The organism is Paenibacillus sp. FSL P4-0081, assembly GCF_000758565.1.
GTDB classification, from domain to species: Bacteria; Bacillota; Bacilli; order Paenibacillales; family Paenibacillaceae; genus Paenibacillus_AQ; species Paenibacillus_AQ phytohabitans.
This window is the reverse complement of sequence record NZ_CP009280.1, coordinates 8,133,086-8,155,584: the sequence shown is the minus strand read 5'-3', so window position 1 is coordinate 8,155,584 and position 22,499 is coordinate 8,133,086. Positions and strand designations below refer to the sequence as shown.

The 22,499-nt window shown below is 53.5% G+C and carries 19 protein-coding genes; 18 read left to right on the top strand and 1 reads right to left on the bottom strand.

Features of this window, described 5'->3' with window-relative positions; genetic code table 11:
* Window positions 1–3: 3 nt before the first annotated feature.
* From wsfD to P40081_RS34695, 8 genes are all read left to right on the top strand, one after another.
* On the top strand, window positions 4–1,551 hold the full coding sequence (wsfD, locus tag P40081_RS34730) for a glycan biosynthesis hexose transferase WsfD (protein WP_042140399.1): 1,548 nt from the start codon (window positions 4–6) through the stop codon (window positions 1,549–1,551).
* On the top strand, window positions 1,548–3,134 hold the full coding sequence (locus P40081_RS34725) for a hypothetical protein (protein ID WP_042140398.1): 1,587 nt from the start codon (window positions 1,548–1,550) through the stop codon (window positions 3,132–3,134). Before wsfD ends, P40081_RS34725 begins: the two co-directional genes overlap by 4 nt.
* A gap of 37 nt (window positions 3,135–3,171) precedes the next feature.
* Window positions 3,172–4,422, top strand: coding sequence for a glycosyltransferase family 2 protein (locus tag P40081_RS34720; protein ID WP_039304777.1), 1,251 nt, complete (start codon window positions 3,172–3,174; stop codon window positions 4,420–4,422).
* Between the two features lie 43 nt (window positions 4,423–4,465).
* Complete coding sequence (locus P40081_RS34715) at window positions 4,466–6,562, top strand: cellulose biosynthesis cyclic di-GMP-binding regulatory protein BcsB (protein WP_052422155.1); 2,097 nt, start codon at window positions 4,466–4,468, stop codon at window positions 6,560–6,562.
* Window positions 6,552–7,406: a diguanylate cyclase domain-containing protein gene (locus tag P40081_RS34710; protein WP_042140397.1), complete on the top strand. Its 855-nt coding sequence runs from the start codon at window positions 6,552–6,554 to the stop codon at window positions 7,404–7,406. Before P40081_RS34715 ends, P40081_RS34710 begins: the two co-directional genes overlap by 11 nt.
* Window positions 7,407–7,455: 49 nt before the next feature.
* On the top strand, window positions 7,456–8,244 hold the full coding sequence (locus tag P40081_RS34705; RefSeq protein ID WP_042140396.1) for an SDR family oxidoreductase: 789 nt from the start codon (window positions 7,456–7,458) through the stop codon (window positions 8,242–8,244).
* Window positions 8,245–8,486: 242 nt separating this feature from the next.
* A complete protein-coding gene (locus P40081_RS34700) occupies window positions 8,487–8,735 on the top strand; it encodes a type B 50S ribosomal protein L31 (RefSeq protein WP_039304788.1) in 249 nt (82 codons plus the stop codon).
* 476 nt (window positions 8,736–9,211) lie between these two features.
* Entirely contained in the window at window positions 9,212–10,786 is a 1,575-nt protein-coding gene (locus P40081_RS34695; RefSeq protein ID WP_042140395.1) for a histidine kinase N-terminal 7TM domain-containing diguanylate cyclase, read from the top strand.
* Window positions 10,787–11,116: 330 nt separating this feature from the next.
* Here the strand turns inward: P40081_RS34695 and P40081_RS34690 are convergent, their stop codons facing one another.
* Entirely contained in the window at window positions 11,117–12,154 is a 1,038-nt protein-coding gene (locus tag P40081_RS34690) for a copper amine oxidase N-terminal domain-containing protein (protein ID WP_042140394.1), read from the bottom strand.
* A gap of 147 nt (window positions 12,155–12,301) precedes the next feature.
* On the opposite strand from P40081_RS34690, the gene P40081_RS34685 reads away from it, so the two are divergent.
* The 10 genes from P40081_RS34685 (at window position 12,302) to P40081_RS34640 (ending at window position 22,468) form a co-directional block, all read left to right on the top strand.
* Window positions 12,302–14,872: a DUF2339 domain-containing protein gene (locus P40081_RS34685; protein WP_042140393.1), complete on the top strand. Its 2,571-nt coding sequence runs from the start codon at window positions 12,302–12,304 to the stop codon at window positions 14,870–14,872.
* Window positions 14,838–16,157, top strand: a complete 1,320-nt coding sequence (locus P40081_RS34680) for a hypothetical protein (protein ID WP_042140392.1) — start codon at window positions 14,838–14,840, stop codon at window positions 16,155–16,157. Before P40081_RS34685 ends, P40081_RS34680 begins: the two co-directional genes overlap by 35 nt.
* Before the next feature lie 17 nt (window positions 16,158–16,174).
* Window positions 16,175–16,888, top strand: a complete 714-nt coding sequence (locus P40081_RS34675; protein ID WP_042140391.1) for an HAD family hydrolase — start codon at window positions 16,175–16,177, stop codon at window positions 16,886–16,888.
* Window positions 16,889–16,918: 30 nt separating this feature from the next.
* Complete coding sequence (locus tag P40081_RS34670) at window positions 16,919–18,031, top strand: MBL fold metallo-hydrolase (protein ID WP_042140390.1); 1,113 nt, start codon at window positions 16,919–16,921, stop codon at window positions 18,029–18,031.
* A 69-nt stretch (window positions 18,032–18,100) separates the two neighbouring features.
* Window positions 18,101–18,379, top strand: a complete 279-nt coding sequence (locus tag P40081_RS34665; RefSeq protein ID WP_042140389.1) for a hypothetical protein — start codon at window positions 18,101–18,103, stop codon at window positions 18,377–18,379.
* 290 nt (window positions 18,380–18,669) lie between these two features.
* Complete coding sequence (locus tag P40081_RS34660) at window positions 18,670–18,870, top strand: cold-shock protein (protein ID WP_019914790.1); 201 nt, start codon at window positions 18,670–18,672, stop codon at window positions 18,868–18,870.
* A 196-nt stretch (window positions 18,871–19,066) separates the two neighbouring features.
* Window positions 19,067–19,297 (top strand): cold-shock protein, encoded by a 231-nt coding sequence (locus tag P40081_RS34655; protein WP_039304815.1) that lies wholly within the window; start codon window positions 19,067–19,069, stop codon window positions 19,295–19,297.
* A gap of 207 nt (window positions 19,298–19,504) precedes the next feature.
* Window positions 19,505–19,753 (top strand): hypothetical protein, encoded by a 249-nt coding sequence (locus P40081_RS34650; RefSeq protein ID WP_042140388.1) that lies wholly within the window; start codon window positions 19,505–19,507, stop codon window positions 19,751–19,753.
* 155 nt (window positions 19,754–19,908) lie between these two features.
* A complete protein-coding gene (locus P40081_RS34645; RefSeq protein ID WP_042141796.1) occupies window positions 19,909–21,684 on the top strand; it encodes a cache domain-containing sensor histidine kinase in 1,776 nt (591 codons plus the stop codon).
* Window positions 21,668–22,468: a response regulator transcription factor gene (locus P40081_RS34640; protein WP_042140387.1), complete on the top strand. Its 801-nt coding sequence runs from the start codon at window positions 21,668–21,670 to the stop codon at window positions 22,466–22,468. The genes P40081_RS34645 and P40081_RS34640 overlap by 17 nt, the downstream gene beginning before the upstream one ends.
* The last annotated feature ends 31 nt before the right edge of the window (window positions 22,469–22,499 follow it).

Sequence of the window (22,499 nt, the reverse complement as noted above, 5' to 3'; positions counted from 1 at the left end):
GGTATGATAGACAACCCAGTGAAAACATCAACCCGGCCCGGCATAACCCTTGCCAGCCTTCGGATTACCCCGGCGTTTGCCGCGGCTTTTGGCGTCTTGCTCGTAACAGTCATCGCGCTCTTTACCGCTCCCTATGTGGGAATGGCAGATAACGGTGACTTTTTCCGGATTATATATAGCAATGGACTGTACTTCAACCTCCCGGATTATGACAGCCAGTATTTCGGGTATTTCATCAAGCAGTTTGGAATCTACCAATACTATAACGAGAACAGCTCGATGCTGGTCTCCTCCCAGTCCCTGTTTATCAAGCTGGCGCTGTTCGTCAATAAGCTGGTATTCAGCAAGGAAGTGTTCGATATCCGGTTTCAGGCCGCGATCTATACGCTCCTGTATGTGGCTGCTGTCTACCTGCTCATTGAAGCCGTTACGTTCAAGATGTCCCGGAAGCGGGGGATGATTGTTGCGGCTCTGGCAGTTTTTATCTTCGGGGACACGGGATATACCGCCTACTTCAATTCGTTCTTCGGCGAAAGCCTGGTAATGGTCACGATGATTCTGGTGTTCGCTTCATGGCTGCTGCTGTACCGCAAACGATACAACGATTACGCCATGCTGGCGGTACTTCTGGTCAGCACGCTGATCCTAACGACCTCCAAGCAGCAAAATGCTCCTGTGGGCATGGTGATTTCCCTGCTCTCTATCTCACTTGTCTGGATCCGCCGGGATAAATTGTTCCGCTGGGTCACTCTCCTGTCCGCAGCCCTGATGATGTTCGCCGGTATTGCCACCTATCTTAATATCTCCAAAGAATTCGTGAATATTAACCAGTATCATGCCATGACCCGCGGAGTACTGATGGAATCAGAGAATCCGGAGACCGCGCTTCAATCCTTCGGGATTAATGAACAGTACGCAATCCTCAAAGAGAATACCTATTATGACCAATACGGGACCGTGGATGTGAAATCGGATCTGCTGGAAAAGGATTTCTACAGCCAATACGGTTTTGTCTCGATTCTGAAATATTATGTTACGCATCCGGACCAGCTGGGCTCGATTCTCGATACGGCTGCCGAAAGCGCCTATACGATCAAGCCGGCGGCGATGGGGAATTATGAGAAATCTGCTGGCAAGGAGTTTCGGGCGCAGAGTCATTTCTTCAACGTGTACAGTACGCTGAAGGAGAAGCTGGCTCCCCGCACCTTTGCCTTCATCCTCCTCTGGATGGCTGTGATTACAGGTGTCTATATGCCTTCCTTCGTGAGCGCGGTCCGGGCGCGGGACTACCGGGGAATGCAGCGGTTGTTCGTGATTCTGGCTACAATGCTAGTCGGATTGTCCGGCATTGTAGTCTCCATTATCGGAGCAGGCGATGCCGATATTGCGAAGCATGAATTCCTGTTTACCTTAGCCTTTGACCTGATCACTTTCCAGGTTATATCGAGCGTCATTGGCCGCGGAATCTCCTCCCGGAAATCCATGCCGGCTGCACCGCCTTCCGTGCCGGCCCCAGAATACGCTGCCCTGAATAATGGGGTGAGTATTTGAAACGCGGAGGAATTATCGTTCTGCTGCTGCTCCTGGCAGGGAACCTCCTGCTGCCCGCCCCGGCGGCTTCCGCCGCCGCGTCACCTGCCGCCGCCGCGTCACCTGCCGCCGCCGCGTCACCTGCCGCTGCGCAGCATATTCTGCTGCTCTATGACAGCCTGGCGAAAGGCACGGGGAAGGAAGGGAATGTGGCAGAGCTGCAGCGGCTGCTTGCCGCCTACAGTGCACAGGTTACGCTTAAGAATATATCCGATTATGAGCAAGGCAGCCTGACTGCCTACTCCGGAATGATCACCGTCATTAACAGTGCGGAGCTGAAGATTACGAATAGCGCTTATCTGCAGGACGCAGCGGGCTATAAAGGATCTGTGATGTATGTCGGATACCGGCCGCTGGACCGCGTGCAGCAAGCCTTGCAGCTGAAGACAGACATCTGGCATGGAGCCAGCGCAAGCCTCTCCATCGGCGGGTTCACCGGCATTCCGCTGGAAGTGGAAGAAATGCCTTATATTACTGCTTCACAGGGCGGCCGTACGTACGGCGGGTGGTCTTTTGAAGATGGCGGGGTGCAAATGCCCTACGCGGTAAGCCGCGGCGAATTTACTTATATGCCCTATCTGAAGCAGGGCGATTTAAGCAGCATGGCCGCGGCTTATGTATTGAAGGATTGGCTGAAATCCTCCGCCCGGCCCCGTACGTATCTGGTGCTCAAGGAGATCTATCCCTTCTCTGATCTCGAGCTGCTTGAGCAAACGGCAGACAGGCTGTACCAGAGCGGAATTCCATTCATCGCCAGTGTCCGGCCGGTATTCGGAAATACTGATTTTCCGGCGATGAAGCGGTATCTGGAAGCCCTGAGAACGGTGCAGTCCCGCAACGGCAGCATTGTAGTCAATGCTCCGGCGGTCAGACCGCCGATTAGCCTTAGTGACCGGTCGCTGCATGACAAGATGAACAGCTTCATCAATGTGCTGGCAGAGGGCGGTGTAGCTCCGCTGGGTATGGCTGCAGAAGGCTACTGGACGTATGACAAGGAGTATTCTACGGCGGGTATGGGCTTCTTCGACTCGGCGGTACTCTACGCGGATGAAGAAGCCAGATATATGGAACAGACGGACACCTCGGTGACCTTCCCGTCCACCCTGTACAGTCTGCCGCTGGAATTCCTGCAAGGGATCAGCAGGACCGGCAAGGCGATGCCGGAGCTTCCGCTGAATGCGGCAGTTACTGTCGACTTGCCTGAGGATGAGGCTGCACTGGACAGTCTGATGCAGAATCTGGGGGAAGAGTGGTATACGTTCGCCGACTATAAACGAGAGGCCCATAACGTTGTTACAGACATCAATACCATCGAATCAGCGGATGGGGTAATTTACATTAACGGCAACAATCTGAATGTTGACTATACCCCGCAGACAGTCGCAGCCGATTACCAGTACCAGGAGAAGCAGGCTACAAGCTTCAACAGGCTGTTCAGCGTGCAGAACCGGTTTTTTATTATTGTGATCCTGATTGCACTGCTCTTGTTCGGAGGGCTGCTTACGATCGGCTACAGGCTCTACCGGAGGAAATATTTGAAATAAGGAACCCGGAAAAATCAAACAACATTAGGAGAATAATATGACGGTCTCAGACGTGCTGATGGTCATTGCGGTGATCTGCATCTGGTCACTGCTGCTGGTGAATGTAGCGCTGATTATAGCGGGCTACCTGTACTATATTGAAACTGAAAATAAGGCAGTGCCGGAGATCAGGGGTGAGTATCCGATGGTGACGATTATGGTCCCTGCGCATAACGAGGGCGTGGTCATCAGCAAAACCGTGGAATCCCTGCTGGCGCTGGATTACCCGCATGACCGGTATGAGATCATCGTCATCAACGATAATTCCTCGGATAACAGCGCGGAGCTGCTGGGCGATATCCAGCGGAGGAATCCGCAGCGCAATCTGATCATCATTAATACGGATGCTATTACCGGCGGCAAAGGAAAATCCAATGCGCTGAACATCGGCTTCACCCGCAGCAAGGGGGAGCTCATTGCCATCTATGATGCCGACAATACACCGGAACGTACCGCTTTGCGCTATCTTGTGGCTGAGATCATGAATGACTCCACCCTGGGAGCAGTGATCGGCAAGTTCAGAACCCGCAACCGCGATGCAAGCCTGCTGACCCGGTTTATTAATATTGAGACCCTGTCGTTTCAATGGATGGCGCAGGCCGGCCGCTGGAAGCTGTTTAAGCTCTGTACGATTCCGGGAACGAATTTCATTATGCGCAGGTCTATTGTAGAGAGTATCGGCGGCTGGGATGTCAAGGCAATTGCCGAGGATACGGAGATTAGCTTCCGCATTTATATGATGGGGTACCGGATCAAGTTCCAGCCGAAATCGGTCACCTGGGAGCAGGAGCCGCAGACGGTGAAGGTCTGGTTCAAGCAGCGGACACGCTGGGCGAAGGGGAATATCTATGTCATTGTGAAGAATCTTCCGCTCCTCTTCGACCGGAAGGCGGCGAAGATCCGCTTCGATATCCTGTATTATGTGTCGATCTATTTCCTGCTCCTGATCTCGCTGGTCACCTCTGATGTTCTGCTTGTCCTCCATGCGATGGGGTATGTCCATACGACCATTGCCGGGCTCAGCAGCTTCCTGTGGCTGCTCGCCATTGTTCTGTTCGTGGTCGGAATCTTCGTTACGCTGACTACGGAGAAAGGCGAGATGAGCCTGTCGAACCTGTGGATCATTCTGCTGATGTATGTTTCGTACTGCCAGCTGTGGATGGTGGTCGCCGCTTATGGACTGTATAACTATCTCAAAGACGTCATTTTCAAACGGGAAGCCAAATGGTACAAAACCGAGCGCTACTGAAGCGCCGGAGGAGAAGAAATAAGCGATACAGGAGATACGGAACATGATGAAAAAACAGATAATGATAGGGCTGATTTGCCTCTCCCTTTTCCTGGTTCAAATTCCTGCGGCACTGGCAGCAGCAGTGCTTCCCGGTGACGCCACGATGACTTACGAGACTTCATTTACGGGCAGCGAGATCTCTCTAACGGGGACAAGCTCCCAGCAGCAGTATTTCACAGTCATGGATTACTGGAACGTCGATGCGGTGAACATCAGGCTGCATTTTCAGGTGTCACAGATTAATGCGGAACAGCAGTCAAGTGTGACACTGTCGCTTAACGGCATTCCGTTCTACTCCTTCAGACCGTCCGCTGAGAATAACGGGGAGCAGAGCCTGAGCGTTCCGGCGCCTAAGGGCTTCCTTAAGGAAGGCAGCAACACGCTGAGTATCCAGGGGAATCTGAAGACCGATACGGAGGGTTATCAGCTCTGCAGTGTAGACAATACGCAGGACAGCTGGCTGCATCTGTTCAATACCTCCAATATATCCGTGAAGTACGCGCCTAAGGCGATTACGGGCGGGATTGCGGATTTCAGTGCCAGATTCTCGGGAATGGATACGGTGAAAAGAGGACAAAGCCTGCTGGCCGTGCCGGAGAATGCCACCGGCTCTGAACTGGAGAGCGCGACCTACGCCCTGTCGGGCTTCGCCAAAGGCAATACGCTGAACGATAAGACGATTCCGCTGCTGCCCTACCGTGAGGATACCCTGAAGGACAAGCGTGCAGTGGTGCTTGTAGCGATGTATGACCATCTTCCGGCCACCTTGAAGAATCTGGTAAGCACTACAGCTGATCTCAGCACCCATGCCGTGATCCAGCTGGTGAACAAGGATTCCTCACCGGTGCTGGTGGTTACCTCCAGGGATGAGAGCCTGCTGATCAAGGCCGGACGCTTCATGGCCAGCGGGGAGCTGCTGAGCCAGATCCGCGAAGACCTGAAGCTTGTGGATGATGCTACCGATGTAGCAGACCCGGCGCCGCCCATCAGCTCCAATGTTACGTTCACGGAGACCGGGGATAAGCTGACCGGACCGAATCATCAGGAGCAGACTTATTTCGTTTCGCTGCCGTCCAACCGCTCGATTGCGGATGACGGCAAAATCAGCCTCGATTTCCGCTATGCGGGGAATCTGGATTTTGAGCGTTCACTGGTGACGGTGAGCATCAATAATACGCCGGTCGGCAGCAAGAAGCTGACGAAGGAGCTGGCTAACGGTGATGTGCTGACTCTGGATGTGCCGCAGAGCCTGAACATCTCCGGCAACTTCTCGATCACGGTGGCGTTTGATCTGGAGATGGCGAATGCCATCTGTACCCCTAATACGGAGCAGATGCCCTGGGCCTATGTCAGCAAGGAATCGATGATGCGCCTGAACACGAAGGACCGCACAGAGCTGCTGCTGAGCAACTATCCGTACCCGTTCCTGCGCGACGGCATCTTCAACCGTGTGGCGGTCGTTCTCCCGCAGGAGATGGATGACTATGCCTATCAGAGTCTGGGCAATATCTTCAACATGCTTGGCCAATATGCCGGAGGCAACACCGGGGATGTCCATTATTACAGCGATGATGTAGCTGCGGATAATCTGAAGGACAACAATATCATTGCCATCGGTACTTATAAGAACAACAAGGTGATCCGCGACAACAACGATAAGCTTTTCTTCAAATACAACAAAGACGGCTCGACCCTGCTGTCCAATGAGAAAATAGCGATTGAGGAGCAGTACGGTGCCGGCATCGGTACGCTGCAGCTGCTGGACTCACCCTATGAGAGCGGACGGGGCCTGCTTGCGGTTACAGCGGTCAGCTCGGAGAGCTACTACCTGGTCTCGAAGCTGATTGCCAGCGAGAAAGACCGCTGGAAGGTCTATGGGGACGGTGTGGTTGCAGACAAAGACGGCCAGGTTAACGCGTACCGCTTCAAAACCCTCTCAGGCGCGGCGAAAGAATCAACAGTGGCGCAGATTATTGAGCGTTCAGATGTGCTGGGCTTTGTGGTTGCGGCTGTTCTTATGATCACGCTGGTCATTGTATCGCTGCTGCTCCTGCTCCGCAAACATATGAAGAAACGTGGTGATAAGCGTGAGACGTAACCGCAGCAGCCTAATCTCTGATCTCGGGTTTCTGGCCTTCCTGGTCCTGATGTTTGCCTGCACCGTATTCATTGCCGGCTCTCCGGATCACTATATCCAGAACATCATTATTCTGAATGTGGCCTTCCTGCTGGCGCTGGTCACGTATTTCACCACGGTAACTGCGGGACTGACGCTGAATCTGGCGTTTATCTTCGGCTACGGCTTCTTCGTGGTCTATCAAACGGTGTCCGAAGGGGCATCTATTGGCGTTAATACGTACTTCTGGCTGATTATGACTCCGCTGATTACAGTCGTCCTCTGGGTGTTCACGTCCAGCAGCCGTGAGCTGCAGGCCGAGAATGAGCGCCTGCAGAAGCGGACGGCCAATCTCGCCACGGTGGATGAGAATACGGATCTGCGCAACAGTATCTCTTTTCAGAAGGATGCCAGCCTGTTCACCGGGATATCGACACGGTATCACATTCCGCTTACACTGCTTGTCGTCAAGGTGAAATACTGGAATGAGATCCGCCGTCTGATTCCGGAAGAGCAGCTGTCCGAAGCGATCTATGATGTCTCCCAGCTCAGCCAGTCCAGTATCCGCACCAATGATGCGCTGTATCTGCTGGACAAGGAGGACGCTACCTGGGGGCTCCTGCTCTTCACGGACCGTGAAGGGGCTAAGATTGTCATTGAGCGGATCAAGCTCCGGCTGCAGGAATTGAATGATACCGAGTTCTCCGGCAAGTATAAAGTGAACCTGGGGCTGAAGATTGGGGCAGTGGAGTATGAGGCGGACAAGATTGAGAATCCGCTCGATTTCATTGTTCAAGCCAAAAATCAGCTTGAATACGATGTATAATGCAGATTAGGGTTCTTGCTTCAATCCAATCTGACAGGAGGACATTATCATGGATATGGGTCTTGGAGGAAAGTCAGTGCTCGTAGCCGCCGCCAGCAAAGGGCTGGGGCTGGCAACCGCACTGGAATATGCGCGTGAAGGCGCGCGCGTGACGATCGCGAGCCGGAGCCTGCCGCAGCTGGAGGCGGCGCGGCAGGCGATTCTGGAGGCCACGGGGCAAGAGGTTGCCGTGGCGGAGATGGATGTGACCCGCCCGGAGGATATTGAACGGGCGGTCCGGACGGCCGCCGAATATGGAGGCGGCCTCGATGTGCTTGTCACGAACGCCGGCGGGCCTCCGGGCGGCAGCTTCGGGGATATGGCCGACGCGGACTGGAGCGGCGGCTTCGAGCTTACGCTGATGAGCACGGTCCGCCTGATCCGCGAAGCGCTGCCGCATATGCGCAGCGCTGGCGGAGGGCGGATTGTCAGCATCAGCTCGGTCTCGATCAAGCAGCCGATCCAGGGGCTGATTCTCTCGAATGTGTTCCGCGCAGGGGTGAACGCGCTGAACAAGAGCCTGGCCACGGAGCTTGCACCCGAAGGCATTCTGATCAACAGTCTGGCGCCCGGACGCATCGGTACAGACCGGATTCTCCAGCTCGACGGCAAACGGGCGGAAGCGTTGGGGACTTCGCTTGAGCAAGTCCAGGCGGAGGCGCTGAAGGGGATTCCGCTCGGCAGAACGGGAACCCCGGAGGAGTTCGGTAAAGCGGCAGTATTTCTCGGTTCTTTTGCCAATACTTATATTACCGGCCAATCCCTGCTTATCGACGGCGGAATGGTGAAATCGCTCTAACGTTCATCCCTAAGCCGGTTGCAGGACAACCCGGTCCGCGGTGCCTGATTGCAGGGTGACAAACCCCCTTTTTTCCGGCTCAAAAGGTTGACTCCAGGCCCGCTTTCACGTATGATAGTATGGCGTGTAAAAATCGGAAGATTTACGCATCTCCCTTCGTCTAACCGGAATTATTAAATAGACCAAGAGATGGCTTCATAATACCATAGAAGTTGTATTAGTACGGAAAGGAGGTTATTACAATGAAAGAAGGCATACACCCTAAGTTCAACCAGGTTATCTTCTTCGATGCAAGCGTAGGCTACAAATTCCTGAGCTCGTCCACCAAGTCTTCCGGTGAAACGATGGAATGGGAAGACGGCAACACTTATCCAGTGATCCGTGTAGACTCCAGCTCCGCATCCCACCCGTTCTACACAGGTAAACAAAGAGATACCGAAACTGGCGGCCGTGTTGACAAGTTCAAACAACGGTTGGCACAGAAGAAATAATGGTATTCCTACTATAGAGGATATTCCCGCATCCATGCAGATGGTGAAGGAGTATCCTCTTTGTTTTGTTTATGCACGCCTGTTTAAGCGGCCTGCGTAGGGGGTATTAATGCTTAGGTGGGAAGTGGAAGGTATCAATTAGACGTTTGGAAGGGCATGCCTGCGTGTTTTCCGAAAGGTAGTTGATTAACCCATGTACTACTTGAAAAGACGGAGAAGATCGAGATTACGCCGATTCTACTCCGGTTTAGCACCCTAGCAACTGGAATCCTGCATAACTATAAATTCGCTTCTCACCTTTTGAAGACTCTACGGGCTGCCCGTAGGGTCTTCGTGTATGTTCAGGCATCTCCATGGAACGGCGGGCGGACGCCTATACCTTGGGTACAGATAGTATTTTTGGAAGAAAGATTCATTTGTACGAAAGAGTAGGATATAATAAGGCAAAGTTATCTCAAAAATAGGAGAAATATGACATGCCGTGGATGCAGGGTTATCCTTATTATTTAGTAATGGGCAGCGTTCTAAGTCTCTACATGGGCATCGGTTCTTTCAAGCACCGCCACACACCGGGAAGATGCTATTTATGGATATTGATGCTGCTGGTCAGCCTGATATTCGCGGCTACGGCCGGAGAGATTCTGTCGGATTCCTTTCAAGCCAAGCTATGGTGGAAGAACTTGCAGCAGGGCCCGCTTTTTTTGAGTGCTATCTTTACCTATGCCGTTATTAAAGAGTATGTTTCCCGTTCCTCTGAGGGTTTGGCCAAGAGGCTTATTTTCTTTTGTATTCCGGTCGTGCTCGATGTTGTGCTGATCTTCACCGATTCCTATCATCATCTGATGCGCAGTGAGGTTGGGCTCGCAACAGTGGCAGATGTTACCGGAATTGCAGTGAAGCCTACAGTGTTAAGCATGATCCTTATTGCATATGACCAGCTGTTCGGGTTGTATGCAGTCTATTTACTGGCGATCTCCCTCCTGAATGCTCCTGCATATTATTTCCGCCGTAATCTGATGCTGCTGCTCGGGCTGGTAATTCCGGTACTGACGGTCCTTCTGCTTCCGCTGCTCAAAATTACGATTACCGGGTTCACAGCGTTTACCTATCTTCCGCCCATCATCGTGGCGTACCTCTCCTTGTTCCGTGATCCACGGCTCTCCTTGTATCCGCTTGCCAAGAATAAAATCTTCGAGAATATGAAAGACGGCATTGTACTGACGGACCGCTATGACCATATCATTGATGTCAATGAAGCTGCGGATGCGATGCTCTCCGGGCTGCTGGAAGAGAAGGCGGACACCTGGAGGGGCCGAAGCATACATCTGCTGCTGAAGCAGTACGGGCAGATTTCGGACCATTATGCCAAGCGGTTGGAAGGCCAGTTCGAGATCGAGCCTTCCGGCAAGGACGGTGCCTGTTTCGGCGTCGCACTTATTGCCACGGAGCGGACCCGCACAGAGAACACAGGCATGCTGATGGTCTTCAGTGATCTTAGTGAGAAGAAGAGGTATGAACGCGAGCTGCTGCATCAGGCTACCGTTGATGATCTGACCGGCCTGTACAACCGCAGGCATTTCATGCGGCTGGTGCAGAATTATTCTGCGCAGCACGGGGCGGGAATGGCGCTGCTGCTGTTCGATATCGATGATTTCAAGTTAATTAATGATACATACGGACATCTGGCCGGTGATCAGGCGCTGGTAGATTTGTCCCGGAAGATTATGAAGGTGTACGAACATAACGGGATTTCCGGCCGGGTGGGGGGCGAGGAGTTCGCGGTCTGCTTCTTTGCCGGCAGCGAGGCCGAGGCCTTGAGAGAAGCGGAGAGTTTCCGCGCTTCCCTGGGCGAGCACATCGTCCTGCTGGACGGGGGGCACAGCATCCAGCTGACCGTCAGCATTGGCATCGCCTTCACTGAGCGCAGCGATGTGACCTTCGAGGATCTATACCGCGAGGCGGACGAAGCCCTGTATCAGTCCAAGGCTAAGGGCAAGAACAGAGTAACCCTCGGCCGGCAGCCTGTCGTGCGGCAGGCGGCCAAGGGTTAGTTCGGGATAAATACAAACAGAGCATCTCTCCGTAGGCTGGAGGGATGCTCTGTTGTTGTGATTAGTCACTGCGATGGATCGCACTCCCGAGAGGCCTGTTCCTCTGCCATACAGTTAAGCAGCAGATGGATAAATGACATCTATTTCATGTGAAATGTCTGATTTGGGTGGTTTAGTTGGAAAAAGAACATTTAATTCTGCCCTAATCAGCTTAAGGTGGACATTTGGGGTGAATTAGGTGCCATAAATCCACTTGTTATCCAAAAAGATGCTGCGGCGAGAGCAATAGATGTCATAAATCCACTTAGTTTTACAGGTGCGGTGGCTGAGTTAAGGCTGAACGGTCTCCACAACAACTTTGAGCGCGGTTCCGATTGGCGGCAGACTCCGGGTCATTACAGGGGAGTAGAAGCCCATAACCGTAGCGCCCTGCACCAGAGCAGACTGTTCTACAGCTTCTCCGCTCGCGTTCACCAGCAGAGTATCCTCCGTCAGGCGAAGCACGATCTCGCTTTGCGACAGATCGCTGAGGGCGCTGCCCTTGATACGGAGGCTGAGTGAGCCGTCTTCGGCCTTGATGATCTCTTCAAGAGTGCCTTCCGTACCCAGCATATCAGCCTGAGCCTTGGTATCCTGGACCGTTATCCGGTAAGCGGGCGTCTGCGGCGGCAGGCTGCGGGTGGAGAACACTGCGTGCTCGGCCTCTACCGTCATACCGATCTGAAGATCGGCTAAGGCCAGCCTGGTGCCGTCGGTCTTCTCATATACCGTATCTCCGCTGACATTCAGTACGAGCCCTGCGGTTCCGGTACCCTTGATCTGAATGGAGGAAGTGCCGCCGGAATTCCGGATGGCGGTGATGACGCCGGTCTCAAGGACATGCTCTGCGGCTGAAGTGATCACGATATTCTTCCCCTCCACACTAACGGTCTGATGCAGTACCTCACTTACGAAGGATGCGGGGACATACATTTTGTCTGCCTTAGTCAGCGGAGCCGTTCCGAGTGAGGTGTACATTTTATTGATCACATAGCGGTCTTCGCCGCTCTTCACAGCTGTGTATATATTTCCTTTATTCAAGTCGACAGCTTTGGTTGCCGTGTTCCAGGTTATCTTGAAGCCCAGTGACTCAGCGACGGTACGCAGCGGAATCAGCGGCTCCTTGGTGCCGGAAGGCAGAAAGCCGGTCTCTGTGATGGCTGTACCGTTAATGGCAATGGCGTACGTGCTTAGTGAGGCGCCGGCTTTTTTCTGGGCAGCCTTGGTCTGGTTTGAACTGGTTGCTGCAGGGGCAGCGGAGACCACTCCGGTAGTGAGGGCCAGCGACAGCGTCAGGAGCGCTGCGCTTGTTCTGAGAGAAGTTTTCATGGGACAGCTCCTTTGGTTATGTTAGTAGGTAAGTATGTGTTATTTCTCTAACGCCGGTTGGACCCATTATGTTGCACTGGAATACCTGGGCAGATATAGTAAAATGAAAATATTAACAATTGCTGATAGCAGGCACTGGGGGGCGCTATGGAGGATTTCAGAGATCGGCTGAGGGCTGTACAGCAGCAGCAGGACGGGCTTTTGAAAGAATACCAGGCTTTGATTGAGGAATATGAGAGCAGCGATCTGGTTCATGAGAATGAAGCGCTGAAGAAGGAGAATGAAGAGAACAAGCTGATCCTCAGGGAACTGAAAATTCAGGCTTCAATATTGCGGCAGGATAACTCCGAGCTGCGGACGGCACTGACGGAGCAGATTCTGGATGAGAAGCTGGGTATTCTGCGGGTATCGCGGCAGAAGCTGCAGACCTACTTTGGCTCGCAGAATAATGCCTACCTCGACAGGCTGACTTCCTTCGAGCTGGAGACCAGGCAGCGTATTGATGTCACGTTCAGACGTGCCAAAGCTGAGCTGGGGCAAGACCAGGCGCAGATAGCCGCCATGCTGGGAGAAGTGCAAGGGAGGCTGAATGAGAGTATTCTCCTGCGCAGAAAGCGGCAGCGTGAGGTGGAGCAGTCACTGACAGGGGCGCTTGACAGCCGTATGGATGTCTTTGCCGCTGAGGGGGTCAGCGAGGAAACGCTGCTGCGCCGCCGCAAGCAGAACCGGATTGAAATGAAGATCGGTCTGAACTGGATCAACCGCCTGGGGATTCTGCTGCTGATTCTGGCAGTGGGGGCCGGGTTCAGATACAGTTATTCCACCTGGTTCAATGACTATATGAAGGGCAGCGCCTTCTTTCTGCTTGGCGCTATCATGCTGGGCGGCGGCGAGTGGCTGTTCCGCAAAGGCAGGGGAGCCTTTGCCCTGGGTCTGATCGGAGGCGGGGTATCCGTACTCTACGGCTCGGTCTTTTACAGCTATTTTTTATTGGAGATTATCGGTTTATGGGCCGGGATCGGTCTATCCGTACTGGTCACTCTATCCGCTGTGCTGTTATCGCTGCGCTATGAGTCGCGGACGATCTGTTCCATGGGGCTTGTCGGCGGTTATCTGCCGCTGTTCTCTTATATAGGGGCGTTCGGGCTGGAAGGCAGCGCAGTGTACGCGGCTATGGGCTATCTGTTCGTGCTGAACCTGCTCATTCTGCTGGTCTCCCTGCGCAAGCGCTGGGTGATTGTCAATTACATCAGCTTCCTGTTTAATATACCCTCCATGCTGCTGCTGATTAATCTGTCGGACAGCAGTGCAGCGGGCATGCTCTGCGCTATATTAACCTTTGTCATGTATCTGGGCATCACACTCTGGTACCCGTTCAAATACAAGTCGAAGCTCGCCTGGCTGGATTTCTGCCTGCTGGGCTGCAATACGGCCATCAGCTGCGCAACCTTGTATATTCTTTTCCTGGATGCAGGTCTGGGCGAGTTCAAAGGCGCGCTTGCCTTGTTCTTCTGTCTGATGTACCTGGGGCTTGGCGTTCTGCTGGAGAAGCGGATGCCGCAGGAACGGGAGAGCAGACTGCTCTTCTACGCCACCTCTTTGACCTTTGCTGTACTGATGATCCCGTTCCAGTTAGGAACGGCCTGGTGGTCCATCGGCTGGCTGATTGAGGGAGTGCTTCTGACGGTCTACGGCCAGCTGTACCGCTTCAAGGCAGTGGAACGCTCGGGCTGGGGGATTCTCCTGCTCTGCCTGGGGACGTTCTTCGGCATCGACGGGCTGCTGCGCGTGTCCGAGCTTAATCCTGTGGTCAACTACAGCAATCCGTATTTTGAGCTGAAATATACCTTTATTACTGCGGGGATGGCTACTGTAGCCTTGTTCTATGCGGTCCGCCATTCCCGGGAGGAGATTCTGCTCCGCAGCTCACCTGCCGAGGTGCAGGGTGTAGTCTGGTTCAAATATGCGGCGATCCTGAATTTCTATGTATATCTGGTGTATGAAGCCTTACGTCTGTACGACCGTGCAGTCCCGGAAGATATGGCACACAGTACATTCTACAAGCTGCTGCTGGCAGCCTTGCTCACGGCCGGCCTTGCCTATGTGCTGCCGAAGGTTAAGGTGCTCTATGATGCGGTGGTCGGCTACGTGGTTATGCTGATGTACGGGATCACTTATGCTATCTGCATCGGCATCACGCTCGGGATGCCCAGCCTGCAAGGCGGATTGTCCGGAAGCTCCGGGGCAGATCTTCTGGTGCTGGGTCTGCTTATCCTCTTCAATCTGTTCGTGTGGTTCAGCGGCGGAAGACTGCTGCGGACAACGCTCCTGCGCGACTACAAGAATATGGAGCTGGTCCCGGTCGCTATGGGCATCTATCTGCTGGTGATGATTACTGCATTCCTGGGTGTGCAGATCCGGCTGCATGATGGCGGGCTGGCTTTCAGTCTGGTCTACCTGCTGCTCTCGGTGCTGTTCATTATATACGGCTTCCGCAAGCGGTACCTGTACATCCGCCGTTTCGGACTGGGTCTGTCACTGCTGGCAACCGGCAAGCTGCTGCTCTATGATCTGACCCTGCTGAACACGGGCAGCAAGATCATCGCTTATTTCAGCTTCGGACTCTGCCTGCTGGGGATTTCGTATCTCTATCAGCGGATATCGGCCAGAATGGAGGAAGCCTATGCGCTCGCAGAGAAAGACCAGCCGGAGAGCTAGGGCGGCAGTGCTGCTCGCGGGGCTGGGAGGATTTCTGCTGTTCACCTCCGCTTATCCGGCGGAGGGCACGGCAGCGGCAGCAGGTGGCTTGGCGGAGAAGGCTGACAGCGGGCAGTGGAAGTTCTCGCGGGCCATCGGAATTCCGGAGCCGGCCCCTTATTATGAGGTATATCTGGATGAAGGCGTGTATGGCTCGGCAGCAGAGGATTTGCGCGATCTGCGTATTACCGGCAGCGCCGGCAAGCCGGTTCCTTATTATCTGGAGAGCGGAGAGGGAACGGTAGAGGAGCGCAGCACCGCCTATTCATCGATCCTGATCCGCCACGCGGATCAAGGGCCGGACACCCTGCTGGATTACCGGATTACACCGCTTGCCGAGCATGTGGATATTCAGGGGAACAAGCTGGTGTTTGAGCTTCCGGATGAGTCTTTCCTGAAGCATGTGGAGGTGTGGGGAGGTTATGACGGGAATGCCTGGGAGCCGCTGGCCACAGGGGATTTGTACGCTACGAACGGGTTAAGTGCGGACAGCATTGAGCTGGAAGGCAGCTACAAGTTCAGCTTTTACCGGCTCGTGGTAAAGAGTAATCCGGAGAGGCTGGATTTTCCCGGCCTGACCCTGGTGGACAGTAGCCGGGAGGTGAAGATGGCCGGATTCATGAGGCAGAAGACGCCGGAGTATGAGATCCGCCAGGTGGAGAACCGCACCGAGATCGTCATCAGCAACAAGGACCGGCTGAAGATTGCCAGGCTGACACTCGGCAGCACCGGGAACTTCTCGCGGCGGTATGAGCTGTATGACAGTGACGGTATAAGGCTGCCGGTGGCGGGCAGCGGGGAGCTGTACCGGCTCGATTTCAAGGATACCCGGATTTCGCGGACGGACATCCAGCCGCTTCAGGCCTCCTCTTCGGCTGCCCTGCGGATTATAATCTATAATCTGGATGATACCCCGATATCAATTACCGGCCTGAAAATAGAATATCTGGTGGACCGCCTTGTCTTTGCAGGAGGAGAGCAGGAGCAGGGAACGTATTCGCTGATCTACGGCAATGCCCTGGCACTTGCTCCGCAGTATGATATTATTAATTTCAAAGACCAGATTGCCGGGGACAAGCGGGTTACAGCTACGCTTGGTGCAGAGAATATGATACCCGAAGCACCGTCAGAGTCTCCGGCACAAGGCGGATGGTTTCAGAGTGAATGGGGATTCAACCTTATTATTATCGCGGTCTCCCTGCTGCTTATTCTCATCGTGGCCCGTAAGCTGGGCCGGACTAAATAGGAAGGGATGCCGGATCTATGTACCAGACTTATATTTTTGACCTATACGGAACCTTAATTGATATTGAGACAGATGAAGAGCATCCGGAGGTATGGGAGCGGCTGGCGCTTCATTTCAGCTATCACGGGCTGCGCACGGCAGGGGCGGAGCTGCAGTCCCGTTTCCTTGCCGAGCGTGATCGTCAGCTTCAAGCTGCTGCACAGAAATGCCAGTTTCCCGATTTCGTCATGGAAGAGGTCTTCCGTGCCGTGGCCCGTGACTTAGGCGGGAATCCCGGGCAGGCCTGGCTGCATGAGACTGTCCGCTGGCTGCGGACCTTATCCATGAACCATATCGCGCTCTATGACGGAGTCCCGGAGATTCTCCGGACCTTGCGGTCGCACGGCAAGAAGGTCTATCTGCTCTCGAATGGCCAGAAGACCTTCATTGAGGCAGAATTAACCATGCTGAACATTCTGCATTTATTCCATGGGATAGCCATTTCCTCCGAAGCCGGCGTAAGCAAGCCGGACCCGCTATTTTACCGGTATTTAGCAGATAACTATGGTGCCGAGCTAAGTTCGGCAATTATGATCGGTAACGATCCGCGTACGGATATGGCCGGAGCGGACACGATCGGCATGGATTCGTGTTATATTCATACAGCTTCCTCTCCGGATAACGTTCCGGTGAAGAGCACGGTGCAGATCTGGGATGGGGATCTGCGCAAAATTCCGGGCTGGAGCCTGTAGAAATGAACTGGCAGAAAGAAGGTTTACCGCATGACTCTGATTATTTTAGATATTGCAGCTTCACTGGTGATACTTGTTGCAGCGGCGTATCTGCTTATGACCCTCTATCCGGCGTTTGGACGGAGGGCGGGGAAGCAGGAAAAGGCGCTGAACAGCCGCTCGCTTAATTATAGCAAGGGCAAATTCGCTTATCCGCAGACGGCTGAACTCATCGGCGAGAGAGCTGGCGGTAGCGGCCTGTCCATTCTGAAGGATTTCATTAAAGGCAATCCCCGGTCCAGACCGGCCGAGCCCCTGCAGCCGCTGCCGCTGCCGCCTGCATCCATCGGCCAAGGCCCGGGCACCCGCGTTACCTGGTTCGGCCACTCTGCGGTATTGCTGGAGATGGACGGGGTTACACTGTTCCTGGACCCTATGCTGGGTAACGCCCCGTCTCCGTTTCCGTTCATCGGCGGCCGCCGTTACAGCAAGCAGCTGCCGCTGGAGATTTCCCAGCTTCCGCAGATTGATGCGGTTGTGCTCTCCCATGATCATTATGATCATCTGGACTACGGCACCATCCGCAAGCTTAAGGATAAGGTAGGCCTGTTCATTGTGCCGCTCGGTGTCGGCGCCCATCTGCGCCGCTGGGGGGTAAGCGGAGAGAAGATCCGCGAGCATGACTGGGGAGACGAGCTTGCGTATGCAGGCCTGACCTTTACCAGCGCGCCGGCCCGGCATTTCTCCGGCCGGAGTCTGCTGGACCGCAACACCACACTGTGGTGTTCATGGATAATCCAAGGAGCGGATACGAAGCTCTTCTTCAGCGGGGACAGCGGCTACGGGCCGCATTTTGCCGAGATTGGACGCAAGTATGGCCCATTCGATCTCACGCTGATGGAATGCGGCCAATACGATCCGCGCTGGGCCGATATCCATATGCTGCCGGAACAGACGGTTGAAGCACATATAGATGTGCGGGGAGGTCTGCTTATTCCGGTTCATTGGGGGGCGTTCACCCTGTCGATGCATGACTGGACCGATCCGGTGGAGCGCATTGCAGCTGCGGCTGCAGCTAAAGGGGTACGGCTGGCTACACCAAGAATAGGGGAGACTGTAGTGGCCGGAGCTGCGGAGTATCCTGCTCTTCCCTGGTGGAGATGAGGCTGCGCGGCCGGAAGGGACTTGTGGTACAATCATTGTGCATAAATGCCAAGGAGCTGACTAACGAATATGAGTAACGAAGTGAACGAGCAGGAACTGGTGGAAGTATTGTCTGCACAGACGAAGGTGGATGCAGCCGTGATCCGGCTGGTGCTGAAGCATGAGCAGGCCTTCATCAACAAAGCCAAGGCCAATGCCAAGGGCGAGATTGATATTGATAATGATGATCTGGTCGATTATGTTACTGCGCAGCGCGATGTTAAGCTGGATGAGCTGACTGTAGAGACTATTCTCGATGCGGAAATGGACTATCTGATGGACAAGGGACTGGCCGGATATATCGACTAAACCCTGCAGCTGCCGGGTGCGCGGTGCGGTTGTTCATGGAGCACCGTGCGCCGGGTACGATATAATTCCACTTGTTTTTAAGTAATTTTAAGTAATTTTAAGTAATCCTTTGCTTTTAGAGAAATAGTGTGCTACAATGAAGTCAATCATAAATTTAACCCTTAATTCACATATTGTAAAAGGTTATCATTTGTGCGTATGAATCCTTTTCCAATGTGTGAATTTTTATTTGTTCGTACAATACGTAGGAATAAAAGGACATGTGTTAAATAAAACTTGGAGGTAATATCATGCAAACAGGTACAGTAAAATGGTTCAACGCAGACAAAGGTTTCGGTTTTATCGAGGTTGAAGGCGGAAGCGACGTATTCGTACACTTCTCCGCAATCACTGGCGACGGCTTCAAATCTTTGGACGAAGGCCAACGCGTTGAGTTCAACGTAACTCAAGGCGCTCGTGGACCACAAGCCGAAAACGTTGTAAAACTGTAGTATTAAAAATAGACTGCCCTTAACACAAGTTGAGGGCAGCTTTTTTTTTGAACAGGCCAGAACAAGCTACCATCCTGCCATAACAGTCCGGTTGGGCTGGAAATATGTCTTTATTCGAAGGGTATGCTTCCGAAGCGGGCTTTGTACGAACCGATTCAGGAAGTATATGCTAACAAAGCTATTAGGAGGGGTACTTATGTATTTTCGTAAAAAAGCGCTGGAGGATCTTCCCCAAGAAGACACAGCCATTTGGTCCTGCACTAAGGAAGATTGCTCCGGGTGGATGCGCGACAACTTCGCTTTCCAATATGTCCCTACCTGCTGGCAATGCAACTCGCCGATGACCAGAAGCATGAAGATACTGCCTATGCTTGTGAATACGAATTTTGACATGAAGGCGATCAAGAAGGGCATTACCATCCGGTAATCTGCCAATTCCTGAACGCTCTGTACAGAATCAGATTATAGCAGTAACACCATAGCAGTCAGTTCCCTGTGGGGAACGGGCTATTTTTTTTGTCTTGGCAGCGGATGGGTGTCCGGGGTTGACAATAGCGGGGAATCAAGGGATATTAGAGATGAGGATGAAGAATACATAATTGGAAAATGGTCTCAACGGCAAGGAGGTTGTGGTATGGCTATGAACAAATATCTTAGGCTTCTTCTTCTGATTATGGTTATCTTGAATACAGTAAATATTAAATATCGCAATCCGGTTTTGCTTGTTGCCGTACCTGCTATAGCAATTATAATCTTTATTCTGGATATTTACCTGGAGCCCACCCGCCGGAAGGTACTGATGTACAGCATCGGCGCCGTCCTGCTGGCCTTACTGTGGATAGCCCTGGACCGGGAGTGGATCACTCCGCTAATGTTCATCTAGTCCCTTCTGCTGCAGCCCTTAAACAGCTCCTGGAACAAGGAGCACTGCTTAAGGGCTCTTTGCTGCCCTGTGCCGGGCAACTAATTTCTCTTGACAAACCCCGGGACTTTTGGAGAATAGAGTTGGAAACGCTGCCAAGGAAAGAAGGAATTCCGATGTTCCAGAGATTCAAAGAACTCAACACGCTGCGCAATCAAATATTTATCGGCTTTGTGCTGGTTATGCTAATCATTCTTCTGGTTTCAGGGGCGTTTGTATATGACCGGGTATCTATTCTGCTCAAAAATAATGCCGAGCGGCATATCCAGCAGACGGCGGTTCAGGCGAACGGACGGCTGAATGCGCTGATTGGCCAGATTGACAGCCTGATGGAGCAGGTGGCTAATCATCCTACGGTGCAGCAGCTGCTGCTGGAGGAGCTGAACGGCAATGAAGTGTCATTCAATCAGCGGCAGTCGCTGCTGCAGATTATCTCCAGCTATCAGGCGTATATGCCGAGCGTAGGGTCTCTTGAGCTGTATACCGCCGATTACCGGCTGCTCTTCCCGATTAAGGACGGCAGTCTGGGGACGAGAATCAACGAGCCATATATCAGCGAGGCTAATATCCAGAAAGGGCGGCTGGTCTGGATCGGCGTCGATCCGCATGACAGCCAGAGCCTGTTGGCCATCCGCCAGGTTAGCCTCATGGACCGCTGGTTCTCGCGGGGAGGGTATCTGATGGCGCGCATCCAGCGCAGCTACTTCCAGCTGGATGATCCGATCTCCGGCAGTGAAGGAGGCGAGTCTGTGCTGCTGGTGAATGATGAAGGCCGGCTCCTGGGCAGCAGCGGAACACCGGAGGCGGACCTGCTGCCGCTGCTGGAAAGTGTGGACCAGACGGTCAGCTTTCACGGCAAGGAGTATGTACAGGTTAAGCTGCGCTCGGACAAGACCGGCTGGACACTGCTTGTGCTGACCCCTGTCAGCTATGTCACCAAGGGGTTATCTGTGCTGCGGACGGTTCTGCTGCTGTCAGGGGGGCTGGGAGCCCTGCTTTTCCTGATCATGTCGTTTCTATTGTCAACGATGATCACGAGGCCGATTATTCATCTGATCCGGGCTATGCGCAAATCGCGCTTAGGCGTGCTGACGCCCAACTCGCAGAAGGTATCTACGATGGAGCTGCGGGAGCTGAATTATACCTATAACGGCATGGTGGCCAATATGAATGATTTGATCCGGGTCGTCTACGAGAAGGAAGTATTACAGAGCCGGACCGAGCTCAAGGCGTTGCAGGCGCAGATCAACCCTCATTTTCTGTTCAACACCCTGGAAGCCTTTAACTGGTCGCTTGAGGAGAAGGGGGAGGAGGAATTGGCCGGATTGGTCGTAGTAATGTCCAGGCTGTTCCGCTATATTATTGGCCGTCCCAATAATAAAGACGAGTGGGTTGCGCTTAGTGAAGAGGTTGAACAGATCAGGCGTTATCTGAAGATCATGGAGATGCGGATGGGCGAGCGCCTGTCCTGGGATATTGTGCTGGACCCGCGCGAGGCGGCTGTTCCGGTACCCAAGCTGCTGATTCAGCCGATTGTGGAGAATGCCATTCTTCATGGAGTGGAGAGCCGTGTCGGCAGCGGCAGTGTGGAGGTTACGATCACCCCATCGCCACGCGACGGCTGGACCTCGGTGAAGGTATCCGACAATGGTCCCGGCATGGATGAGGATACTCTGCGGGCGCTGCGCAATACACTGGAGGGCGGCCCGCCGATCTCCGCCAAAGGCAACGGGGTCGGCCTGGTGAATGTGCAGCGGCGGCTCCAGCTGTATTACGGGCAAGAGGGCATCAAGTCGGAGGGTCTGATCATTGAGAGCAGATTATCGGAAGGGACCGTTATTACTTTTGAAATTCCAAGCAATGGAGGATATACCTATGAGTCTGAGCAATAGGACGATTCTAATCGTGGATGATGAACCGAGAACACGACAGGGCATCAAGCAGACGCTGGAAGTATGGGCAGCCGGCCGGTATGCCGTGGAGACCTGTGACAACGGGGTTGAGGCGCGCGAGCGGCTGCGGCAGGAGCGGGTCCATCTGCTGATTACAGATGTGCGCATGCCCGAAGTAAGCGGACTGGATCTGATCCGTTCCCTGCAGGAGTCAGCCTGGAAGCCCGTTATTATTGTCATATCCGGCTATGCCGAATTTGATTATGTGCAGCAGGCTATGCGGCTGGGGGCGGTCAACTACCTGCTTAAGCCGCTGGACAAGTCCGAGCTGCTGTCCGTGGTTGAGGATGCGCTGAAGCGGGAGGAAGAGCAGCAGCGCCACGTGAAGCTGGAGAAGCTGGTGGATCATAAGCTGATGGAGATTGACCCGGATCAGGCGCGAATGGGGCAGCCGGTCAAAGAAGCGATCGCCTATGTGGAGCAGCACCTGCATGAACAGCTGACAATGGCAGAGGTAGCGGGCCTCATCCATCTGAATGCCAGCTACTTCAGCGTATTGTTCAAGGAGCAGGCCGGAGTATCCTTCAGCGAATATTTGGCACGTCTGCGAATTCAGCGGGCTAAGGAATTACTGCTGCAGACCACACTGTCTATAGGGGAGATCGGGGAGCGTGTAGGCTATAGGACGGATAAGTACTTCATTAAGGTGTTTAAATCGCTGGAACAGTTAAGCCCAAGCCGCTATAGGCATAAGATGAAGGGCGGATCGCAGGAAATCCATTAAATGTGGAATTTTAGCCAATAAGTGTAGTCTT

Excerpts from the sequence above, each read along its gene's own strand:
- wsfD (WP_042140399.1), top strand. The coding sequence starts at position 4 with ATGATAGACAACCCAGTGAAAACATCAACCCGGCCCGGCATAACCCTT.
- P40081_RS34720 (WP_039304777.1), top strand. The coding sequence starts at position 3,172 with ATGACGGTCTCAGACGTGCTGATGGTCATTGCGGTGATCTGCATCTGG.
- P40081_RS34715 (WP_052422155.1), top strand. The coding sequence starts at position 4,466 with ATGATGAAAAAACAGATAATGATAGGGCTGATTTGCCTCTCCCTTTTC.
- P40081_RS34705 (WP_042140396.1), top strand. The coding sequence starts at position 7,456 with ATGGATATGGGTCTTGGAGGAAAGTCAGTGCTCGTAGCCGCCGCCAGC.
- P40081_RS34700 (WP_039304788.1), top strand. The coding sequence starts at position 8,487 with ATGAAAGAAGGCATACACCCTAAGTTCAACCAGGTTATCTTCTTCGAT.
- P40081_RS34695 (WP_042140395.1), top strand. The coding sequence starts at position 9,212 with ATGCCGTGGATGCAGGGTTATCCTTATTATTTAGTAATGGGCAGCGTT.
- P40081_RS34690 (WP_042140394.1), bottom strand. The coding sequence starts at position 12,154 with ATGAAAACTTCTCTCAGAACAAGCGCAGCGCTCCTGACGCTGTCGCTG.
- P40081_RS34685 (WP_042140393.1), top strand. The coding sequence starts at position 12,302 with ATGGAGGATTTCAGAGATCGGCTGAGGGCTGTACAGCAGCAGCAGGAC.
- P40081_RS34680 (WP_042140392.1), top strand. The coding sequence starts at position 14,838 with ATGCGCTCGCAGAGAAAGACCAGCCGGAGAGCTAGGGCGGCAGTGCTG.
- P40081_RS34675 (WP_042140391.1), top strand. The coding sequence starts at position 16,175 with ATGTACCAGACTTATATTTTTGACCTATACGGAACCTTAATTGATATT.
- P40081_RS34670 (WP_042140390.1), top strand. The coding sequence starts at position 16,919 with ATGACTCTGATTATTTTAGATATTGCAGCTTCACTGGTGATACTTGTT.
- P40081_RS34665 (WP_042140389.1), top strand. The coding sequence starts at position 18,101 with ATGAGTAACGAAGTGAACGAGCAGGAACTGGTGGAAGTATTGTCTGCA.
- P40081_RS34660 (WP_019914790.1), top strand. The coding sequence starts at position 18,670 with ATGCAAACAGGTACAGTAAAATGGTTCAACGCAGACAAAGGTTTCGGT.
- P40081_RS34655 (WP_039304815.1), top strand. The coding sequence starts at position 19,067 with ATGTATTTTCGTAAAAAAGCGCTGGAGGATCTTCCCCAAGAAGACACA.
- P40081_RS34650 (WP_042140388.1), top strand. The coding sequence starts at position 19,505 with ATGGCTATGAACAAATATCTTAGGCTTCTTCTTCTGATTATGGTTATC.
- P40081_RS34645 (WP_042141796.1), top strand. The coding sequence starts at position 19,909 with ATGTTCCAGAGATTCAAAGAACTCAACACGCTGCGCAATCAAATATTT.
- P40081_RS34640 (WP_042140387.1), top strand. The coding sequence starts at position 21,668 with ATGAGTCTGAGCAATAGGACGATTCTAATCGTGGATGATGAACCGAGA.